At 66.1% G+C, this 16,653-nt stretch carries 18 protein-coding genes; 13 read left to right on the top strand and 5 right to left on the bottom strand.

The window, feature by feature from the left end; translation table 11 throughout:
• Positions 1-190: 190 nt before the first annotated feature.
• Positions 191-1,048 (bottom strand): glycine betaine ABC transporter substrate-binding protein, encoded by an 858-nt coding sequence (locus tag LT948_RS21420; RefSeq protein WP_021265067.1) that lies wholly within the window; start codon positions 1,046-1,048, stop codon positions 191-193.
• A gap of 293 nt (positions 1,049-1,341) precedes the next feature.
• Here LT948_RS21420 and LT948_RS21415 point away from each other — a divergent pair, with 293 nt between their 5' ends.
• The 4 genes from LT948_RS21415 (at position 1,342) to LT948_RS21400 (ending at position 4,871) form a co-directional block, all read left to right on the top strand.
• Positions 1,342-1,563 (top strand): DUF2061 domain-containing protein, encoded by a 222-nt coding sequence (locus LT948_RS21415; protein WP_003091551.1) that lies wholly within the window; start codon positions 1,342-1,344, stop codon positions 1,561-1,563.
• A 142-nt stretch (positions 1,564-1,705) separates the two neighbouring features.
• Complete coding sequence (locus LT948_RS21410; protein ID WP_031685568.1) at positions 1,706-3,067, top strand: alpha/beta fold hydrolase; 1,362 nt, start codon at positions 1,706-1,708, stop codon at positions 3,065-3,067.
• A gap of 3 nt (positions 3,068-3,070) precedes the next feature.
• Complete coding sequence (locus tag LT948_RS21405; RefSeq protein ID WP_004351060.1) at positions 3,071-3,874, top strand: MlaA family lipoprotein; 804 nt, start codon at positions 3,071-3,073, stop codon at positions 3,872-3,874.
• 139 nt (positions 3,875-4,013) lie between these two features.
• The gene (locus tag LT948_RS21400; RefSeq protein WP_003109175.1) at positions 4,014-4,871 is read left to right on the top strand and encodes a pirin family protein; all 858 of its coding nucleotides are present in this window, start codon (positions 4,014-4,016) and stop codon (positions 4,869-4,871) included.
• Positions 4,872-4,934: 63 nt separating this feature from the next.
• Here the strand turns inward: LT948_RS21400 and LT948_RS21395 are convergent, their stop codons facing one another.
• Both LT948_RS21395 and LT948_RS21390 read right to left on the bottom strand, forming a co-directional pair.
• Positions 4,935-6,104 carry a patatin-like phospholipase family protein gene (locus LT948_RS21395; protein ID WP_003091575.1) on the bottom strand — a complete coding sequence of 390 codons (1,170 nt, stop codon included), beginning with the start codon at positions 6,102-6,104 and terminating at the stop codon, positions 4,935-4,937.
• A gap of 67 nt (positions 6,105-6,171) precedes the next feature.
• Entirely contained in the window at positions 6,172-7,110 is a 939-nt protein-coding gene (locus tag LT948_RS21390; RefSeq protein ID WP_003091577.1) for a lipid A biosynthesis lauroyl acyltransferase, read from the bottom strand.
• 159 nt (positions 7,111-7,269) lie between these two features.
• Here LT948_RS21390 and minC point away from each other — a divergent pair, with 159 nt between their 5' ends.
• From minC to LT948_RS21365, 5 genes are all read left to right on the top strand, one after another.
• The gene (minC, locus tag LT948_RS21385) at positions 7,270-8,061 is read left to right on the top strand and encodes a septum site-determining protein MinC (protein ID WP_003114802.1); all 792 of its coding nucleotides are present in this window, start codon (positions 7,270-7,272) and stop codon (positions 8,059-8,061) included.
• Positions 8,062-8,122: 61 nt separating this feature from the next.
• The gene (gene minD / locus LT948_RS21380; protein WP_003091579.1) at positions 8,123-8,938 is read left to right on the top strand and encodes a septum site-determining protein MinD; all 816 of its coding nucleotides are present in this window, start codon (positions 8,123-8,125) and stop codon (positions 8,936-8,938) included.
• Complete coding sequence (minE, locus tag LT948_RS21375) at positions 8,935-9,189, top strand: cell division topological specificity factor MinE (RefSeq protein ID WP_003091581.1); 255 nt, start codon at positions 8,935-8,937, stop codon at positions 9,187-9,189. Before minD ends, minE begins: the two co-directional genes overlap by 4 nt.
• A 103-nt stretch (positions 9,190-9,292) precedes the next feature.
• The gene (locus tag LT948_RS21370; protein WP_003091582.1) at positions 9,293-9,928 is read left to right on the top strand and encodes an RluA family pseudouridine synthase; all 636 of its coding nucleotides are present in this window, start codon (positions 9,293-9,295) and stop codon (positions 9,926-9,928) included.
• 153 nt (positions 9,929-10,081) lie between these two features.
• The gene (locus tag LT948_RS21365) at positions 10,082-11,371 is read left to right on the top strand and encodes a M18 family aminopeptidase (RefSeq protein WP_003091583.1); all 1,290 of its coding nucleotides are present in this window, start codon (positions 10,082-10,084) and stop codon (positions 11,369-11,371) included.
• 42 nt (positions 11,372-11,413) lie between these two features.
• On the opposite strand, the gene LT948_RS21360 is transcribed toward LT948_RS21365, so the two are convergent.
• A complete protein-coding gene (locus LT948_RS21360; RefSeq protein WP_009313721.1) occupies positions 11,414-11,965 on the bottom strand; it encodes a GNAT family N-acetyltransferase in 552 nt (183 codons plus the stop codon).
• Between the two features lie 65 nt (positions 11,966-12,030).
• Positions 12,031-12,747 (bottom strand): UTRA domain-containing protein, encoded by a 717-nt coding sequence (locus tag LT948_RS21355; RefSeq protein ID WP_003091585.1) that lies wholly within the window; start codon positions 12,745-12,747, stop codon positions 12,031-12,033.
• A 363-nt stretch (positions 12,748-13,110) separates the two neighbouring features.
• Between LT948_RS21355 and LT948_RS21350 the strand changes: the two genes are divergently transcribed.
• From LT948_RS21350 to LT948_RS21335, 4 genes are read left to right on the top strand one after another with little or no spacing between them, the layout of a single operon-like run.
• Complete coding sequence (locus tag LT948_RS21350) at positions 13,111-14,169, top strand: ABC transporter substrate-binding protein (RefSeq protein WP_003091586.1); 1,059 nt, start codon at positions 13,111-13,113, stop codon at positions 14,167-14,169.
• A gap of 54 nt (positions 14,170-14,223) precedes the next feature.
• Positions 14,224-15,033, top strand: coding sequence for an alkaline phosphatase family protein (locus tag LT948_RS21345; RefSeq protein WP_103119304.1), 810 nt, complete (start codon positions 14,224-14,226; stop codon positions 15,031-15,033).
• Positions 15,030-15,869 carry an ABC transporter permease gene (locus LT948_RS21340; protein ID WP_003091588.1) on the top strand — a complete coding sequence of 280 codons (840 nt, stop codon included), beginning with the start codon at positions 15,030-15,032 and terminating at the stop codon, positions 15,867-15,869. The genes LT948_RS21345 and LT948_RS21340 overlap by 4 nt, the downstream gene beginning before the upstream one ends.
• Entirely contained in the window at positions 15,856-16,653 is a 798-nt protein-coding gene (locus LT948_RS21335; RefSeq protein ID WP_003091589.1) for an ABC transporter permease, read from the top strand. The genes LT948_RS21340 and LT948_RS21335 overlap by 14 nt, the downstream gene beginning before the upstream one ends.

Genomic DNA, 16,653 nt, shown 5'->3' with positions numbered 1-16,653 from the left:
CGGAATGTCGTCGATATCCACTGTAGGACGCTGGTGCAAGCGCTCCAGACGACTTTAGTCGTAGCGTTTCGCCAGCCGCTCTAGACCGGTATTCCCGGGCCTTCCGGCAGATTCCGGAGCCAGCCTTCGGCAAGGAAAAACGCCGTGCCCGGTTGCCCGGGCACGGCGTTCCCCGATCGAACCAGCCGTGCTACTGCACCCAGTCCTTGACCCGTCCCGGGTTGGCCGCCACCCACTGCTTCGCCGCATCCTCGGGTTTGGCGCCCTCCTGGATCGCCAGCATCACCTGGCCAACCTCGTTGCCATCCTTCCAGCCGAACTTCTTCAGGAATTCCCAGACCGGCTTGGCCTTGGCCTCCAGCGCCGGGTTGGCGACGGTGTCGACATGCTCGGTATCGCCATAGACCTTCTTCGGATCGTCGAGGAACTTCAGCTTCCACTTGGCGAACATCCAGTGCGGAATCCAGCCGGTCACCACCACCGGCTTCTTCTCGTTCTCGGCACGGGTCAGCTCGGCGATCATGCCGCTGCCGGAACTGGCCACCAGCTTGTAGTCGAGGCCATATTGCTTGATCGCCTCGTCGGTCTTGATCATCACCCCGGCGCCGGCATCGATGCCCACCACGCGGCCGCCGAAAGCGTCCTTCTGCGCCTGGAGGTCGGCGATGCCGTTGGCGCTCACGTATTCGGGGACGATCAGGCCGATGCGTGCGTCCGGGTAGTTGATGGCAAGGTTGACCACCTTGTCCTTCATCTTCTCGTAGTAGGCGCCGTGGGTGCCCGGCAGCCAGGCCGAGAGCATGGCATCGAGCTTGCCGCGCGCCACGCCCTGCCACATGATCCCCGCCGCCACCGGCATCAGCTTCACCTCGTAGCCGAGCTTCTCGCGGATCACCTCGGCGGCCACATGGGTGGTCGCCACGCTGTCCGACCAGCCGTCCACGTAACCGATGGTGATCACCGGCTTGTCCGCCGCGGCCGCCATCCCCACCGCCGCCGACATTGCCAGGCCCGCACTCCAGCACAACAGTCGTCGCATCATTCGCATCAGACGTACCCCTTGTTCTATGCCGACGGGGACGCTCCCCGGCGGTCGCGGCACTCTGCGGTGCCGCCGTCCATCATCGGCGCGCCCGGACGGCGGACTGCTCTGAGAACGACACCCATCGCACCCGATAACGACATGCCTCGAACTGCGCTGCGGCACGCTGCGGATGTGCTCCGAGACAGTGCGATCGAAGCGCTCTATGCACTCGATTGGACAGGCCGATTTCCGCTTGGCCGAGCGCCTGGATAGGCTTTCGCCAAAGAGGAATGATTCTCGATCAAAGGAGGACAGCCATGCTCAAGACCCTGACCTTCACCGTCATGCACTTCATCATCGCCTTCAGCGTGGCCTATGCGCTGACCGGCAGCATAGCGGTCGGCGGGCTGGTGGCGGCGGTCGAGCCGCTGTGCAACTCGGTCGGTTTCTACTTCCACGAGAAGATCTGGAAACGCTTCGAGAAAGACGGCGCGCCGCGCCCGGCTAGCGCCCACGGCTGGCTGCACCGCCACGCCTGAAGGGATATTCGCGAGGCACGGCAAGAGGCGGGAAAGACCGATTGGAACGCTGGCTGCAATAACCCACTGCACTACTGAGGCTTGCAGTTGTCATAGCGGCAGTATATTCACTCAGTACTTTTCCCTCGAAGGGATTCCCCCGATGCCCCACTTCCTCCGTTTCGCTGCCCTGCTCGGCGGCCTCGCCCTCGGTTGTGCCAATCTGGCGCAGGCCCGGGACGTGGACGCCGCGAGCTACGGCTATCCACTGACCAACCCGTTCGAGGCGACCATCGCCACCACGCCGCCGGAACTGCGTCCCGAGCTTCCGCACAGCGAGGACATCGACCAGAAGGACTACAGCCTGAAATTGCGCCCGGAGCGCGAGTTCGCCCTGCCGGACAACTTCTGGCCGGTGAAGAAGCTGCGCTACCGCCTGGCCCGCCAGGATCATGCAGCGCCGCTGATCTTCATCATTGCCGGGACTGGCGCCCACTACGCCAGCAGCTTCCCGGAATACCTGAAGAAGCTCTTCTACCAGGCCGGCTACCACGTGGTGCAGTTGTCCTCGCCGACCAGCTGGGACTTCATGGCCGGCGCCTCGCGCTTCGCCACGCCGGGCTTTTCCAGCGACGACGCCGATGACCTGTACCGGGTGATGCAGGCGGTGCGTGCGCAGCAGCGCGACCTGCCGGTGACCGACTACTACCTCACCGGCTATAGCCTGGGGGCGCTGAACGCCGCGTTCGTCAGCCACCTCGACGAAAGCCGCCAGAGCTTCAACTTCAAGAAGGTGCTGCTGCTCAATCCACCGGTGAACCTCTACACCTCGGTGAGCAACCTCGACAAACTGGTGGAAACCCAGGTCAAGGGCATCACCGACTCGCGCACCTTCTACGAGGTGGTGCTGAGCAAGCTGACCCGCTACTTCCGGCAGAAAGGCTACGTCGACATCAACGACGCCATGCTCTACGACTTCCAGCAGTCGAAGCAGCGCCTGAGCAACGAGGAAATGGCCATGCTGATCGGCACCTCGTTCCGTTTCTCCGCCGCCGACATCGCCTTCACCTCGGACCTGGTCAACCGTCGCGGCCTGATCACCCCGCCGAACTACCCGATCAACGAAGGCACCAGCCTGGAGCCCTTCTTCAAGCGCGCGCTGCAGTGCGACTTCGAGTGCTACATGACTGAGCAACTGATCCCGATGTGGCGAGCCCGTTACGACGGCGGCAGCCTGACCCAGTTGGTCAACCAGGTCAGCCTCTACAAGCTGCAGGACTATCTGCACGACAGCCCGAAGATCGCCGTGATGCACAACGCCGACGACGTCATCCTCGGCCCGGGCGACCTCGGCTTCCTCCGCCGGACCTTCGGCGAACGCCTGACCGTCTATCCCTATGGCGGTCACTGCGGCAACCTCAACTACAAGGTCAACGCGCAGGACATGCTGGACTTCTTCGCCACGCCCGCTGCCGGACAGACCCAGGTCGCCAGCGCGGCCCTCACCCAGCAGGCAGGAAACTGATCGATGAGCCGAACCGCACACTGGATGTTCGCCCTTCTGCTGAGCGCTGCCGCCAGCGCCCAGGCCGACCAGGCCGCCGCGCCGGCCGAACTGCCGCCACGCCAGCTCGACGGCGACGGTTTCAGCCGTCCACTGGACCAACTCAAGTTCAATCCCGGCCTGGATCAACGCGAATTCGAGCGCGCCACTCTCGACGCACTGAACATGTACGATCCCTGGGAATCCTGGAACCGCCGGGTCTACCACTTCAACTATCGCTTCGACGAGTGGGTGTTCCTGCCCGTGGTACGAGGCTACGAGTACGTCACCCCGCACTTCGTCCGCAGCGGCGTGAGCAATTTCTTCGACAACCTCGGCGACGTGCCCAACCTGCTGAACAACCTCGCCCAGTTGAAGGGCAAGGCGGCGATGGAAACCACCGCGCGGCTGCTGTTCAACACCACCTTCGGCGTGCTCGGCCTGTGGGACCCGGCGACCAAGATGGGCCTGCACAAGCGCAGCGAGGATTTCGGCCAGACCCTCGGCTTCTACGGCGTGGGCGGCGGCCCCTACCTGATGCTGCCGATCCTCGGCCCGTCCAACCTGCGCGACACCGGCGGACTGGTGGTGGACTACGTCGGCGAATACCAGGTGAACTACCTCAACGTTCCCCAGGCCAGCGGCGACCACCCGGAGATCACCGCCCTGCGCGTGGTGGACAGGCGCTACAACACCAGCTTCCGCTACGGCCAGATGAACTCGCCGTTCGAGTACGAGAAACTGCGCTACATCTATACCGAGGCGCGCAAGCTGCAGATCGCCGAGTGAGACGAAGAACCGTCGCCCTGTGCGGCGGTTTCTTTTCCTCATAACGATTCAATAAATCGATAGGAATTACATAAAACTCGCAACCATATATCGACCAGAGAGGACTATCATCGAGCCATACACGAACCAGGAGGTTCCCATGACCCGCTACCGTGATGTCCTCGAACTGCATACCGGCCACCCCGCCTCCGATGGCGCCGGCGTCCGCCTGACCCGCGTGATCGGCGGCCCGTCCCCGGAACGCTTCGATCCGTTCCTGATGCTCGACCAGTTCGATACCCAGAACCCGGACGACTATGTCGCCGGCTTCCCTTCGCACCCGCACCGCGGCTTCGAGACCGTGACCTACATGCTCGAAGGGCGTATGCGCCACGAAGACCACCTCGGCAATCGCGGCCTGCTCAAGCCCGGCGGCGTACAGTGGATGACCGCCGCCCACGGCATCATCCACAGCGAGATGCCGGAACAGGTGGAAGGCGCGATGCGTGGCTTCCAGCTGTGGGTCAACCTGCCGGCGAAGAGCAAGCTGGCTCCGGCCGGCTATCGCGATATCGAGCCGGAAGACGTGCCGCGCCTGGAAACCGCCGGAGGCGTGAAGGTCACGGTGATCGCCGGTCGCTTCGACGACGGCCAGGCGCAGCAGATCGGCGCCGTGGAAAGGCCGGACACCGAGCCGCACTACTACGACCTGCAACTGCCTGCCGGCGGCCGCATCGCCCCGCGCCTGCCGGACGGCCATCGCGTGCTGCTGTACGTCTACGAAGGCAGCCTGACGGTGGAAGGCGAACGCCCGGTGGAAATCGCCACCAATCGCCTGGCTCGGCTGTCCGAAGAAGGGGAACTGAGCCTGCGCAGCGAAGCCGGCGCGCGGGTACTGGTTCTTGCCGGCAAGCCGTTGCGCGAGCCGATCGTCCAGTACGGTCCGTTCGTGATGAACAGCCGCGAGGAAATCGAGCAGGCGCTACGCGACTATCGCGACGGTGTCCTGGCCGTCTGAGCCGTGCGCGAGCCGCCCTTCGGGGCGGCTTTTTCCTTCCGCCTGTCCCGTCCTGAATAAGGTTTACCGCTCGATCCGCAGGAAGCGCTCCAGTTCCGCCCGCTTGCCCATCGCATCGTGATAGCCCAGTTCGATCAGTTCGCTGCAATAGCCGCGCTCGAACAACAGGTAGCTCAATACCCCCGCCCCGCTGGCGCGGGTCGCTCCGGGACCGCGCAGGAAAAGCCGCAGCACCCGCGACAGCTCCCGGTAGTGCCGCGCGGCGATCTCGTCCAGCGGCCGGCTCGGCGACACCAGCAATACCTCCACCGGCTCCAGCCCACCCGCCTGGCGGCGCACCTCCGGCGCCACCAACTGGCCGATCTGGTTCATCCGCTGCAACTGCTCGATGTCGCCTTCCAGACTGTCGATGAAGGTGCTGTTCAACAGGTGGGCGCCGATCTGCGCCAGGCTCGGCGGTCGGTCGGACGGCGGCAGGCCGGTCATGGCACTGTCGCCACCGGTGGCCGGGTTGCCGCTGACGCCGATCACCAGCACCCGCGTGGCGCCCAGGTGCAACGCCGGGCTGATGGGCGCCTGGGAACGCACCGCGCCGTCGCCGAAGTACTCGCGGTTGATCCGCACCGGCGGGAACAGCAGCGGGATCGCCGCGCTGGCCAGCAGGTGCCGAAGCTCCAGGCGGGTGGGAATGCCCAGGCGCCGATGGCGTACCCAGGGATCGATGGTCGCGCGCCCCTGGTAGAAGGTCACCGCCTGCCCCGACTCGTAGCCGAACGCGGTCACCGCCACCGCGCGCAACTGGCGCTGGCGCACCGCCGCATGAATCCCGGAAAAATCCAGCTCACGTGCCAGCAGCTCATGCAACGGCCGGTTGTCCAGCAACGCCACCGGCACCCGCCGCCCCAGGCCGAGCAGGCTATGGCCGAGGAAGCGCGAGGCCTGGCGGGTCACGCCCGGCCAGTCGCTGCGATAGACATGTTCGGTGCGGAATCCCTGCCAGACCGCGGTCAGGCGCTGGATCGCCTGGCGGAATTGCAGGGCGCCGCAAGCCAGGCCAACGGCGTTGATGGCGCCGGCGGAGGTACCGACGATGACCGGGAAAGGATTGCCGGCGCTGTCCGGCAGCAGGTCGGCGATGGCGGCCAGGACGCCGACCTGGTAGGCCGCGCGGGCACCGCCCCCGGAAAGGATCAGGCCGGTGAGCGGCGGACGTGGGGCAAGGGGATCGGACACAGCGGGGCTTCCGTCATGAACTGCGGCGAGTATAGCCAGACCCCGCGCGCGTCCGGAATGCCCGTCCTCAGCGCTTGCGCCGTTTCGGATAGAGCTTGGCTTCACCTGGCGGGCGGGTCTTGAAACGCCGGTGCGCCCACAGGTACTGCTCGGGCTGCTGGCGCACGCAACGCTCGACCCACTGGTTGATCCGCAGGCAATCGGCTTCCTCGCTCTCGCCGGGGAAGTCCTCCAGCGGCGGGTGGATGGTCAGGCGATAACCGCTGCCATCGGCCAGGCGGCTCTGGGTGAACGGCAACACCCGCGCCCGGCCCAGGCGGGCGAACTTGGTAGTGGCAGTGACGGTGGCCGCCGGGATGCCGAACAGCGGCACGAACAGGCTCTGCTTGGCGCCGTAGTCCTGGTCCGGTGCGTACCAGATGGCGCGGCCGCCACGCAGCACCTTAAGCATCGAGCGCACGTCCTCGCGCTCGATGGCGGTGGCATCGAGGTTATGCCGCTCGCGGCCACGGCGCTGGATGTAGTCGAACACCGGGTTGTCGTGCTCACGGTACATGCCGTCGATGGTGTGCACCTGGCCGAGCAGCGCCGCGCCGATCTCCAGGGTGGTGAAATGCAGGGCCATGAGGATCACCCCCTCGCCCTTGGCCTGGGCCTCGCGTAGATGCTCCAGGCCTTCTATATGGGCAAGACGGGCCAGGCGCGCCTTCGGCCACCACCAGCTCATGGCCATCTCGAAGAAGGCGATGCCGCTGGAGGCGAAGTTCTCCTTCAGCAGACGCTCGCGTTCGGCGGGCGACTTTTCCGGAAAGCACAGTTCGAGGTTGCGCGCGGCAATCTCGCGGCGCGAGCCGACCAAGCGGTACATCAGCGCCCCCAGGCCACGGCCGAGCATCAGCAGGACGGGATACGGCAACTGCACCACCAGCCAGAGCAGCCCCAGGCCGAACCAGAGCGGCCAGTAGCGGGGATGGAGGAAAGCGCTGGAGAAACGGGGGCGATCCATGGACGGTTCCGACGACGATCAAAGCCCGCCATTCTACCCTGCCCGCCGTCCCGGCGGGACGCCGCGTTGCCGATCGATGCCGCCCCGGCTATCTGCCACGCTTGCGGGCATCCGGCGTTCTCGTTATAAGTCCCTGCAATTCAACGACCGACAAGCCCCATGAGCCAAGCCGACCTCCTCGATCAAGACCCCGTATTCCAGCTCAAGGGCAGCATGCTCGCGGTGACCATCCTCGAACTGGCGCACAACGACCTGGCGAGGCTCGAACGGCAACTCGCCGACAAGGTGGCGCAAGCGCCCAACTTCTTCCGCGACACCCCCCTGGTCATGGCCCTCGACAAGCTGCCCGAAGGCGAAGGCCGCCTCGACCTGCCGGCGCTCCTCGAGGTCTGTCGCCGCCACGGCCTGCGCACCCTGGCGATCCGCGCCGGGCGCGAGGAGGACATCGCCGCCGCCCAGGCCCTGGACCTGCCGGTGCTGCCGCCCTCGGGCGCCCGCGAACGACCGCTGGACATCAAGGACAGCGCCCCGCGCAAGCCTGCCGAAGAGCCCAGCCCGAGCGCCGGTGAAGCCAGGCCCGAGCCGGCCAAGGCGGAAGAGAAGCCCGCCGAGCCCGTCAGCCGCCCGACCAAGGTGGTGAAGACTCCGGTGCGCGGCGGCATGCAGATCTACGCCGCCGGCGGCGACCTGATCGTGCTGGCCGCGGTCAGTCCCGGCGCGGAACTTCTCGCCGACGGAAACATCCATGTGTACGGCCCGATGCGCGGACGCGCACTGGCCGGCGTGAAAGGCGACGCCACGGCGCGAATCTTCTGCCAGCAGCTGGCCGCCGAACTGGTCTCCATCGCCGGTAACTACAAGGTCGCGGAGGACCTGCGACGCAGCCCGCAGTGGGGCAAGGCAGTGCACGTCAGCCTGTCGGGTGACGTGTTGAACATCACCCGCCTTTAACGGATACTGCCGCCACTTTCAGGGACCAGAATTCTTACGTTTTTCATTGGGGTGAATCACCTTGGCCAAAATTCTCGTAGTCACTTCCGGTAAGGGTGGCGTCGGTAAAACCACCACCAGCGCAGCTATCGGCACCGGCCTGGCCTTGCGCGGTTTCAAGACCGTCATCGTCGACTTCGACGTCGGCCTGCGTAACCTCGACCTGATCATGGGCTGCGAACGCCGCGTGGTGTACGACTTCGTCAACGTCGTCAACGGCGAGGCTACCCTCACCCAGGCCCTGATCAAGGACAAGCGCCTCGAGAACCTGCATGTCCTGGCCGCCAGCCAGACCCGCGACAAGGACGCCCTGACCAAGGAAGGCGTCGAGAAAGTCATGGCCGAGCTGCGCAAGGACTTCGAATACATCATCTGCGACTCCCCGGCGGGCATCGAGAAAGGCGCCCACCTGGCCATGTACTTCGCCGACGAAGCGATCGTCGTGACCAACCCCGAGGTTTCCTCGGTACGCGACTCCGACCGCATGCTCGGCCTGCTGGCAAGCAAGTCGCAGCGCGCCGAGAAAGGCGAGGAGCCGATCAAGGAACACCTGCTGCTGACCCGCTACAACCCGGAGCGCGTCACCAAGGGCGAGATGCTCGGCGTCGACGACGTCGAGGAGATCCTCGCCATCCGCCTGCTCGGGGTGATCCCGGAATCCCAGGCCGTGCTCAAGGCGTCGAACCAGGGCGTGCCGGTGATCCTCGACGAGCAGAGCGACGCCGGCCAGGCGTACAGCGATGCGGTCGACCGCCTGCTCGGCAAGGAAATACCGCATCGATTCCTCGATGTGCAGAAGAAAGGATTCCTGCAAAGACTGTTCGGAGGACGTGAATGAGCCTTTTAGACTTCTTTCGCAGTCGGAAATCGCAGAACAGCGCTTCCATCGCGAAAGAACGACTGCAGATCATCGTTGCCCACGAACGTGGCCAGCGCGCACAGCCGGATTATCTGCCCCAGTTGCAGAAAGACCTGCTGGAAGTGATCCGCAAGTACGTACCGATCGACCAGGAGCAGATCCAGGTGGAACTGGAGAACCAGGGCAACTGCTCGATCCTGGAACTCAACATCACCCTGCCGGATCGTTGATTCGCCCAGGGTCCATACTGCGGCGGCCATTGGCCGCCGCAGTCGTTTCACCGAGCCTGCCCGCCAGGCTCCCTGCCGCCTCCCGGCGATGAGCCCGTTCGCTATGCCGCTGTCCCAGATTCGAATCGTTCACCAGGATGACGCCCTGCTGGTGGTCGACAAGCCCACCCTGCTGCTGTCGGTGCCCGGCCGCGCCGATGACAACAAGGACTGCCTGGTCACCCGCCTGCAGGAAAACGGCTATCCCGAGGCCCGCATCGTCCACCGCCTGGACTGGGAAACCTCCGGCCTGATGGTGCTCGCCCGCGACGCCGACAGCCACCGCGAGCTGTCCCGCCAGTTCCACGACCGCGAGACCGAGAAAGCCTATACCGCCCTTTGCTGGGGCCTGCCGGAACTGGACAGCGGGCGCATCGAACTGCCGCTGCGCTACGACCCGCCGACCAAGCCGCGTCACGTGGTGGACTTCGAGCACGGCCGCCACGCCCTGACCTTCTGGCGTGTGGTCGAGCGTCATGAGCGCTGGAGCAGGGTCGAGCTGACGCCGATCACCGGCCGTTCGCACCAGTTGCGCGTGCACATGCTCTCCATCGGCCATCCGCTGCTCGGCGACCGCCTCTACGCCAACCCCGAAGCCCTCGCCGCCCACGAACGCCTGTGCCTGCACGCCAGCCTGCTGTGCCTGACCCATCCGCAGAGCGGCGAACGCCTGCGCTTCGAGTCGCCGGCGCCGTTCTGAGCCTTCCCCGCCGGGACGCCGCCCGCCGATTTCCGGTACCCCGTCTTGCCATACAACGACCAGCTTCCGCTTTTTCTGGCCGGCCCCGCCGCCAACGACCTGAACCCCGTCGGACAATACGATAGACTGCATGGATTGCCGTCCGGAGCCACTATGCGCGCAGAACTCAACCAGGGCCTGATCGATTTCCTCAAGGCCTCGCCCACGCCTTTCCATGCTACCGCCAGCCTCGCCCGCCGCCTGGAAGCCGCCGGCTACCGCCGCCTCGACGAGCGCGACGCCTGGCACACCGAAGCCGGCGGCCGCTACTACGTGACCCGTAACGACTCGTCGCTGATCGCCATCCGCCTGGGCCGTCGCTCGCCCCTGGAAAGCGGCTTCCGCCTGGTCGGCGCGCACACCGACAGCCCCTGCCTGCGGGTCAAGCCGAACCCGGAGATCGCTCGCAACGGCTTCCTCCAGCTCGGCGTCGAAGTCTATGGCGGCGCCCTCTTCGCCCCTTGGTTCGACCGCGACCTGTCACTGGCCGGGCGCGTCACCTTCCGCGCCAATGGCAAGCTGGAAAGCCGCCTGGTCGACTTCCGCAAGGCCATCGCGGTAATCCCCAACCTGGCCATCCATCTCAACCGCGCCGCCAACGAGGGTTGGCCGATCAACGCGCAGAACGAACTGCCGCCGATCATCGCCCAACTGGCGCCGGGCGAGGCCGCCGACTTCCGCCTGCTGCTCGACGAACAGCTGCTGCGCGAGCACGGCATCACCGCCGACGTGGTACTGGACTACGAGCTGTCGTTCTACGACACCCAGTCCGCCGCGGTGGTAGGCCTCAACGACGAGTTCATCGCCGGGGCGCGCCTGGACAACCTGCTGTCCTGCCACGCCGGCCTGGAAGCTCTGCTCAACGCCGAAGGCGACGAGAACTGCATCCTGGTCTGCACCGACCACGAGGAAGTCGGTTCCTGTTCGCATTGCGGCGCCGACGGTCCGTTCCTCGAACAGGTACTGCGCCGCCTGCTGCCGGAAGGCGACGCCTTCAGCCGGGCGATCCAGCGCTCGCTGCTGGTCTCGGCCGACAACGCCCATGGCGTACACCCGAACTACGCCGACAAGCACGACGCCAACCATGGCCCGGCGCTGAACGGCGGTCCGGTGATCAAGATCAACAGCAACCAGCGCTATGCCACCAACAGCGAAACCGCCGGCTTCTTCCGCCACCTCTGTCAGGACAGCGAAGTGCCGGTGCAGAGCTTCGTGACCCGCAGCGACATGGGATGCGGCTCGACCATCGGCCCGATCACCGCCAGCCAGGTCGGCGTGCGCACCGTCGACATAGGCCTGCCGACCTTCGCCATGCACTCGATTCGCGAGCTGGCCGGCAGCCATGACCTGGCGCACCTGGTCAAGGTGCTCGGCGCCTTCTACGCCAGCAGCGAGCTGCCCTGAGCGCCAGCCGCGCTCACGCCCCGGGCATTCGCCCGGGGCCACTCAGGCGTGCGCAGCGTGCCATTCGCTGCGCAACAGCGTGTAGATCGCATGGTCGTGGGCACGCCCGGCGATGATCTCGTTGGCCCGGATCACTCCGTCGCGCCGGAAGCCCTGGCGCTCGGCGGCGCGCTGGCTGCGCAGGTTCTCGGTGGAACAGCGGATCACCAGGCGCTGCAGGTCGTAGCCAAGGAAACCCAGCTCGATCGTCTTCCCCAGCGCCCTGGCGAGCAGCCCGCGCCCTTGCGCGGACGCCGCCAGCCAGTAGCCGATGCTGGCGCTGCGGCTGTCCTCGGTGAAATCGTGCAGGTCGATGACGCCGACCAGGCATCCGGATTCGACGATCCCGCAGCGGCAACTCCTGCGCTCCGCCCACAACCGCTGGCCTTCGCCAATGAAACGGCGGGTATCGTCCGCGCTCTGCGTCAGTGGCACCCACGGCATCCAGGGCGCCAGGTGCTCGCTGTTGGCACGCACCAGGCGGAACAGTTCCTCGGCGCGCGGCTGGTCGAGCAGCTCCAGGTGCAGGTCGGACGAAATCGGCAGTATGAACACGCGAGGGCTCCTTTTCCCGGGAGCCCATCCTCGCAGAAGGTGCCGCAGGTCGTCGACGCGTGGCGTTACTGCGGTACCTCGACGCTGATATGGATGGCGTCGTGGCGCCAGAACTCCAGGTCGCAGTCGATCAGCCGACCACGCTGGTCGCGGTTGATCCGGCTGATGCGCAGAGCCGGGCTGCCCACCGCCACCTTCAGCGGCGCCGCAGCCTCGGCATGCAGTGCAGTGGGCACCATGTCGAAACGCACCCGCCCATAGTGGATGCCGTACTCGCTGGCATAGAGTTCGGTCAGCGAGCGGGTCAGGTCGTGGCCGAGGATTCCGGGGAAGTACTGCGCGTTCAGGTAGTGCTCGACATACAGCACCAGCCGCCCGTCCACCCGCCGCGCCCGGCGGATCTGGTAGACGCTGGACAGCGCCGGCAGCTCCAGCAGCTCGCAGACCGCCGCGCTCGCCGGCATCTGCCGGGCCGACAGAACCTCGGTCGCCGGCACCCGGCCCTGTTCGCTGACCATCGCATGGAAGTGGCTGCGGACCAGCGGGTTGTAGGCCAGCCGCTCGGGGGAGACGAACCAGCCGCGGCGCTCCTCGCGGTAGATCAGGCCCTGCGACTCCAGCTGGATCAGCGCCTCGCGCAGGGTGATCCGGGTCGTCGCGAACAGCTCGCTGAGCTTGCGCTCGGCCGGCAGCTTGCCACCCGCCGGCAGCAGACCATGGCCGATCTGCTCGCTGAGCGCCCGGCAGATCGCCGTTACGGTGGGTAGCGCTTCGTCACGCATCGACTGCTTCCTTATTGGTCTAGTCCAGCCCCAATCAGGGGCACTTCCACCGGCCCGCCCTGCGCCTCCGGCTCGTCCGATGCTAGGAAACCCAGATGACGTGGACGTGACAGGCACAAGACAGCGGTCTTCCCGGAAGCGCCCGACGCCCATGGAATCGAGGGCTTAAGCATGGTCTACGCTTCTGCGGATGCAAGCCGCGGCGATGCCAGGCGCGGCTAGCTGACATGAAACCGTCATCCAGCGGCTCTAGATTGGCCTGGGTCTTGCTGATCTAGACCACACCCGCGGCAGTCCCGCCCGAAGGAGCGTCGAGAACTCCCGAGGCTGCCCGACCGAACCTCTCGAACGAAGGAGCACCGAATGAAACGCATGCTTGCTTCATTGCTGGGAACCGCCATCGCCCTCGGCAGCGGCCTGGCGTTGGCCGCTGAAGCGGACCTGCAGGCGCTGGAACAGGCCGCGCGCAAGGAAGGCCAGGTCAACAGCGTCGGCATGCCCGACAGCTGGGCGAACTGGAAGGACACCTGGAAGGACCTTGAGAGCAAGTATGGGCTCAAGCACATGGATACCGACATGAGTTCGGCCCAGGAGCTGGCCAAGTTCAAGGCCGAGAAGGACAACGCCAGCGCCGACATCGGCGACGTCGGCGCCGCCTTCGGCCCCATCGCCGTGCAGCAGGGCGTCAGCCAGCCGTACAAGCCGAGCACCTGGGAACAGATCCCGGCCTGGGCCAAGGACCAGGACGGCCACTGGGCGCTCGCCTACACCGGGACCATCGCCTTCATCGTCAACAAACAACTGGTGAAGGACGTACCGCACAGCTGGGCCGACCTGCTGCAGGGCAAGTACAAGGTCACCATCGGCGACGTCAGCGCTGCCGCGCAGGCGGTCAATGGGGTGCTCGCCGCGGCCATCGCCAACGGCGGCGACGAGAAGAACATCAAGCCGGGCCTGGAGTTCTTCGGCAAGATCGCCAAGCAGGGCCGCCTGTCGCTGACCAACCCGGTGATTGCCACCCTGGAAAAGGGCGAGGTCGAAGTCGGCATCGTCTGGGATTTCAACGGCCTCAGCTACCGCCAGCAGATCGACCCGGAGCGCTTCGAGGTGCTGATCCCCTCGGACGGCTCGGTGATCTCCGGCTACACCACCATCATCAACAAGTACGCCAAGCACCCGAACGCCGCCAAGCTCGCCCGCGAGTACATCTTCAGCGACGCCGGACAGATCAACCTGGCCAAGGGCAACGCGCGACCGATCCGCGCCGAGAGCCTGACCCTGCCGGACGACGTGAAGGCCCAACTGCTGCCCAACGAGCAGTACGCCAAGGCCCAGCCGATCAAGGACGCCAAGGCCTGGGAGGAAACCTCCAAGCGCCTGCCGCGGCAGTGGCAGGAAGCGGTGATCATCAACATGCAGTGACGCGGAGCGCGGCCGCCCTCGCCGGCGGCCGCCCCGCATCGACGGATACCCCGAATGCGCCACGACGTCATCCTCGTCCTGCTGGACGGCCTCAACCACAGCGTCGCCCGCGACTGCATGGGGCATCTCCAGGCCCTCTGCGGCGCCGGCCGCGGCCAGTCGTACCGCCTGGAATGCGAGTTGCCTTCGCTGTCCCGGCCGCTCTACGAATGCATCCTCACCGGAGTGCCGCCGATCGATAGCGGCATCCTGCACAACGACGTGGTCCGCCTGAGCCAGGAACAGAGCCTGTTCCACTATGCCCGCGCGGCCGGCCTGAGTACCGCGGCAGCGGCCTACCACTGGGTCAGCGAACTGTACAACCGCGCGCCGTTCGACCCGGCCCGCGACCGCCACACCGACGACAGCGCACTGCCGATCCAGCGCGGACACTTCTACTGGAACGACCACTATCCGGACTCGCACCTGTTCGCCGATGCGGAAAGCCTGCGCCGCCGGCACGCACCGAACTTCATGCTGGTCCACTCGATGAACATCGACGACGCCGGGCACAGGAACGGCCTCGCCAGCACCGCCTACCGCAACGCCGCGCGGCGCGCCGACGCGCTGCTGTCGGAATACCTGCACCAGTGGCTGGCGGCCGGCTACCAGGTGGCGATCACCGCCGATCACGGAATGAACGAGGACCGCAGCCACGGCGGCATCCTCGAGGAGGAGCGCGAGGTGCCGCTGTTCGTCTTCGGCGACGCCTTCAGCCGCGACGACCTGGCGCAACCGCTGCAGACCGACCTCTGCGGCACGCTCTGCGAAATCCTCGGCGCCGCCCACGACAAACCCGTCTGCCGGGAGCTGCTCGCCCCATGAAACGACTCTCCGGCAAATGGCTGGCGCTGCTGTTCCTGCTGCCCTTCGCGGCGTTCTTCGTGATTTTCCAGATAGCGCCGCTGGCCTGGGTCGCGCTGAACAGCCTGAAGGCCAGCGATGCCTGGAGCCTGGCCAACTACCTCGAGCTGTTCGGCTCGCCCTTCTACCGCCAGGCGATCCGCCATAGCCTGGAGATCGCCGGCTGGTCGAGCCTGCTCGGCCTGCTCATCGCGGTGCTCGGCAGCCATTCGCTGCGCCACGTCGACAGCCGCCTGCGCGACTTCGTCATGGCCTTCTCCAACATGACCAGCAACTTCGCCGGGGTACCGCTGGCGTTCGCCTTCATCATCCTGCTCGGCTTCAACGGCGCGCTGACCCTGTTGCTCAAGCAGGCCGGCTGGATCGACGACTTCAATCTCTACTCGAAGACCGGCCTGATAATCCTCTACACCTATTTCCAGATCCCCCTCGGGGTGATGCTGCTCTACCCGGCCTTCGACGCCCTGCGCGAGGACTGGCGCGAGTCCGCCGCGCTGCTCGGCGCCAACGGCTGGCAGTACTGGCGACACATCGGCATCCCGGTGCTGACCCCGGCACTGCTGGGCACCTTCGTCATCCTCCTGGCCAATGCCCTCGGCGCCTACGCCACGGTGTACTCGCTGACCACCGGCAACTTCAACGTGATCCCGATCCGCATCGGCGCGCTGGTCGCCGGCGACGTGTTCCCCGACCCGAACATGGCCAGCGCGCTGGCCATGGTGCTGGTCGGCCTGATGACCCTGATCACCCTGGTCCACCAATGGCTGCTGCGCAGGAGCTACCATGTCGCGCGCTGATCGACGTCCTGCCGCGCTCTACCATCGCCTGGTGGTCTGCGCGCTGTTCCTGATCCTGGTCCTGCCGCTGGCGGCGACCCTGCTCTACTCGCTGGCCACCCAGTGGTCGGCGACCCTGCTGCCGGACGGCCTGACCCTGAAGTGGTACCTGACGCTGTGGAGCGACCAGCGCTTCCTGCTGGCCTTCGCCCGCTCGCTGCTGGTCTGCTTCGGCGCCCTGGCGTTCAGCGTGTTGCTGATCCTGCCGCTGATGTTCGTCATCCACTACCACTTCCCGCGCCTGGACGGCGTGATGAACGTGCTCATCCTGCTGCCCTTCGCGGTGCCGCCGATCGTCTCCTCGGTGGGCCTGCTGCAACTCTATGCCAGCGGGCCGCTGGAAATGATCGGCACGCCCTGGGTGCTGGTCGGCTGCTACTTCACCATCGCCCTGCCGTTCATGTACCGGGCGATCACCAACAACCTGCAGGCGATCAACCTGCGCGACCTGATGGACGCCGCCCACCTGCTCGGCGCCAGCACCTGGAAGGCGGCGCTGCTGGTCGTGCTGCCGAACCTGCGCAAGGGCGTGATGGTGGCCCTGCTGCTGTCGTTCTCCTTCCTCATCGGCGAATTCGTCTTCGCCAACCTGCTGGTCGGTACCCGCTACGAGACCCTGCAGGTGTTCCTCAACAACATGCGCAACAGCAGCGGCCACTACACCAGCGCAGTGGTGGTCTCCTACTTCGTGTTCGTCCTGGTCCTGACCTGGGCGGCCAACCGACTGAACAAGGACAAGGCCTGA

It is taken from the genome of Pseudomonas sp. CP-1 (assembly GCF_021213715.1).
Taxonomy (GTDB): Bacteria; Pseudomonadota; Gammaproteobacteria; order Pseudomonadales; family Pseudomonadaceae; genus Pseudomonas; species Pseudomonas aeruginosa.
This window is presented reverse-complemented; position numbering and strand designations above follow the sequence as displayed.

Bases quoted from the DNA above. Each gene is read 5' to 3' on its own strand.
- minC (WP_003114802.1), top strand. From the start codon at position 7,270: ATGAGCCAAGCCGACCTCCTCGATCAAGACCCCGTATTCCAGCTCAAG.
- LT948_RS21340 (WP_003091588.1), top strand. From the start codon at position 15,030: ATGAAACGACTCTCCGGCAAATGGCTGGCGCTGCTGTTCCTGCTGCCC.
- LT948_RS21390 (WP_003091577.1), bottom strand. From the start codon at position 7,110: ATGGATCGCCCCCGTTTCTCCAGCGCTTTCCTCCATCCCCGCTACTGG.
- LT948_RS21410 (WP_031685568.1), top strand. From the start codon at position 1,706: ATGCCCCACTTCCTCCGTTTCGCTGCCCTGCTCGGCGGCCTCGCCCTC.
- LT948_RS21400 (WP_003109175.1), top strand. From the start codon at position 4,014: ATGACCCGCTACCGTGATGTCCTCGAACTGCATACCGGCCACCCCGCC.
- LT948_RS21350 (WP_003091586.1), top strand. From the start codon at position 13,111: ATGAAACGCATGCTTGCTTCATTGCTGGGAACCGCCATCGCCCTCGGC.
- LT948_RS21335 (WP_003091589.1), top strand. From the start codon at position 15,856: ATGTCGCGCGCTGATCGACGTCCTGCCGCGCTCTACCATCGCCTGGTG.
- LT948_RS21405 (WP_004351060.1), top strand. From the start codon at position 3,071: ATGAGCCGAACCGCACACTGGATGTTCGCCCTTCTGCTGAGCGCTGCC.
- LT948_RS21420 (WP_021265067.1), bottom strand. From the start codon at position 1,048: ATGCGAATGATGCGACGACTGTTGTGCTGGAGTGCGGGCCTGGCAATG.
- LT948_RS21370 (WP_003091582.1), top strand. From the start codon at position 9,293: ATGCCGCTGTCCCAGATTCGAATCGTTCACCAGGATGACGCCCTGCTG.
- LT948_RS21365 (WP_003091583.1), top strand. From the start codon at position 10,082: ATGCGCGCAGAACTCAACCAGGGCCTGATCGATTTCCTCAAGGCCTCG.
- LT948_RS21415 (WP_003091551.1), top strand. From the start codon at position 1,342: ATGCTCAAGACCCTGACCTTCACCGTCATGCACTTCATCATCGCCTTC.
- minE (WP_003091581.1), top strand. From the start codon at position 8,935: ATGAGCCTTTTAGACTTCTTTCGCAGTCGGAAATCGCAGAACAGCGCT.
- LT948_RS21355 (WP_003091585.1), bottom strand. From the start codon at position 12,747: ATGCGTGACGAAGCGCTACCCACCGTAACGGCGATCTGCCGGGCGCTC.
- LT948_RS21345 (WP_103119304.1), top strand. From the start codon at position 14,224: ATGCGCCACGACGTCATCCTCGTCCTGCTGGACGGCCTCAACCACAGC.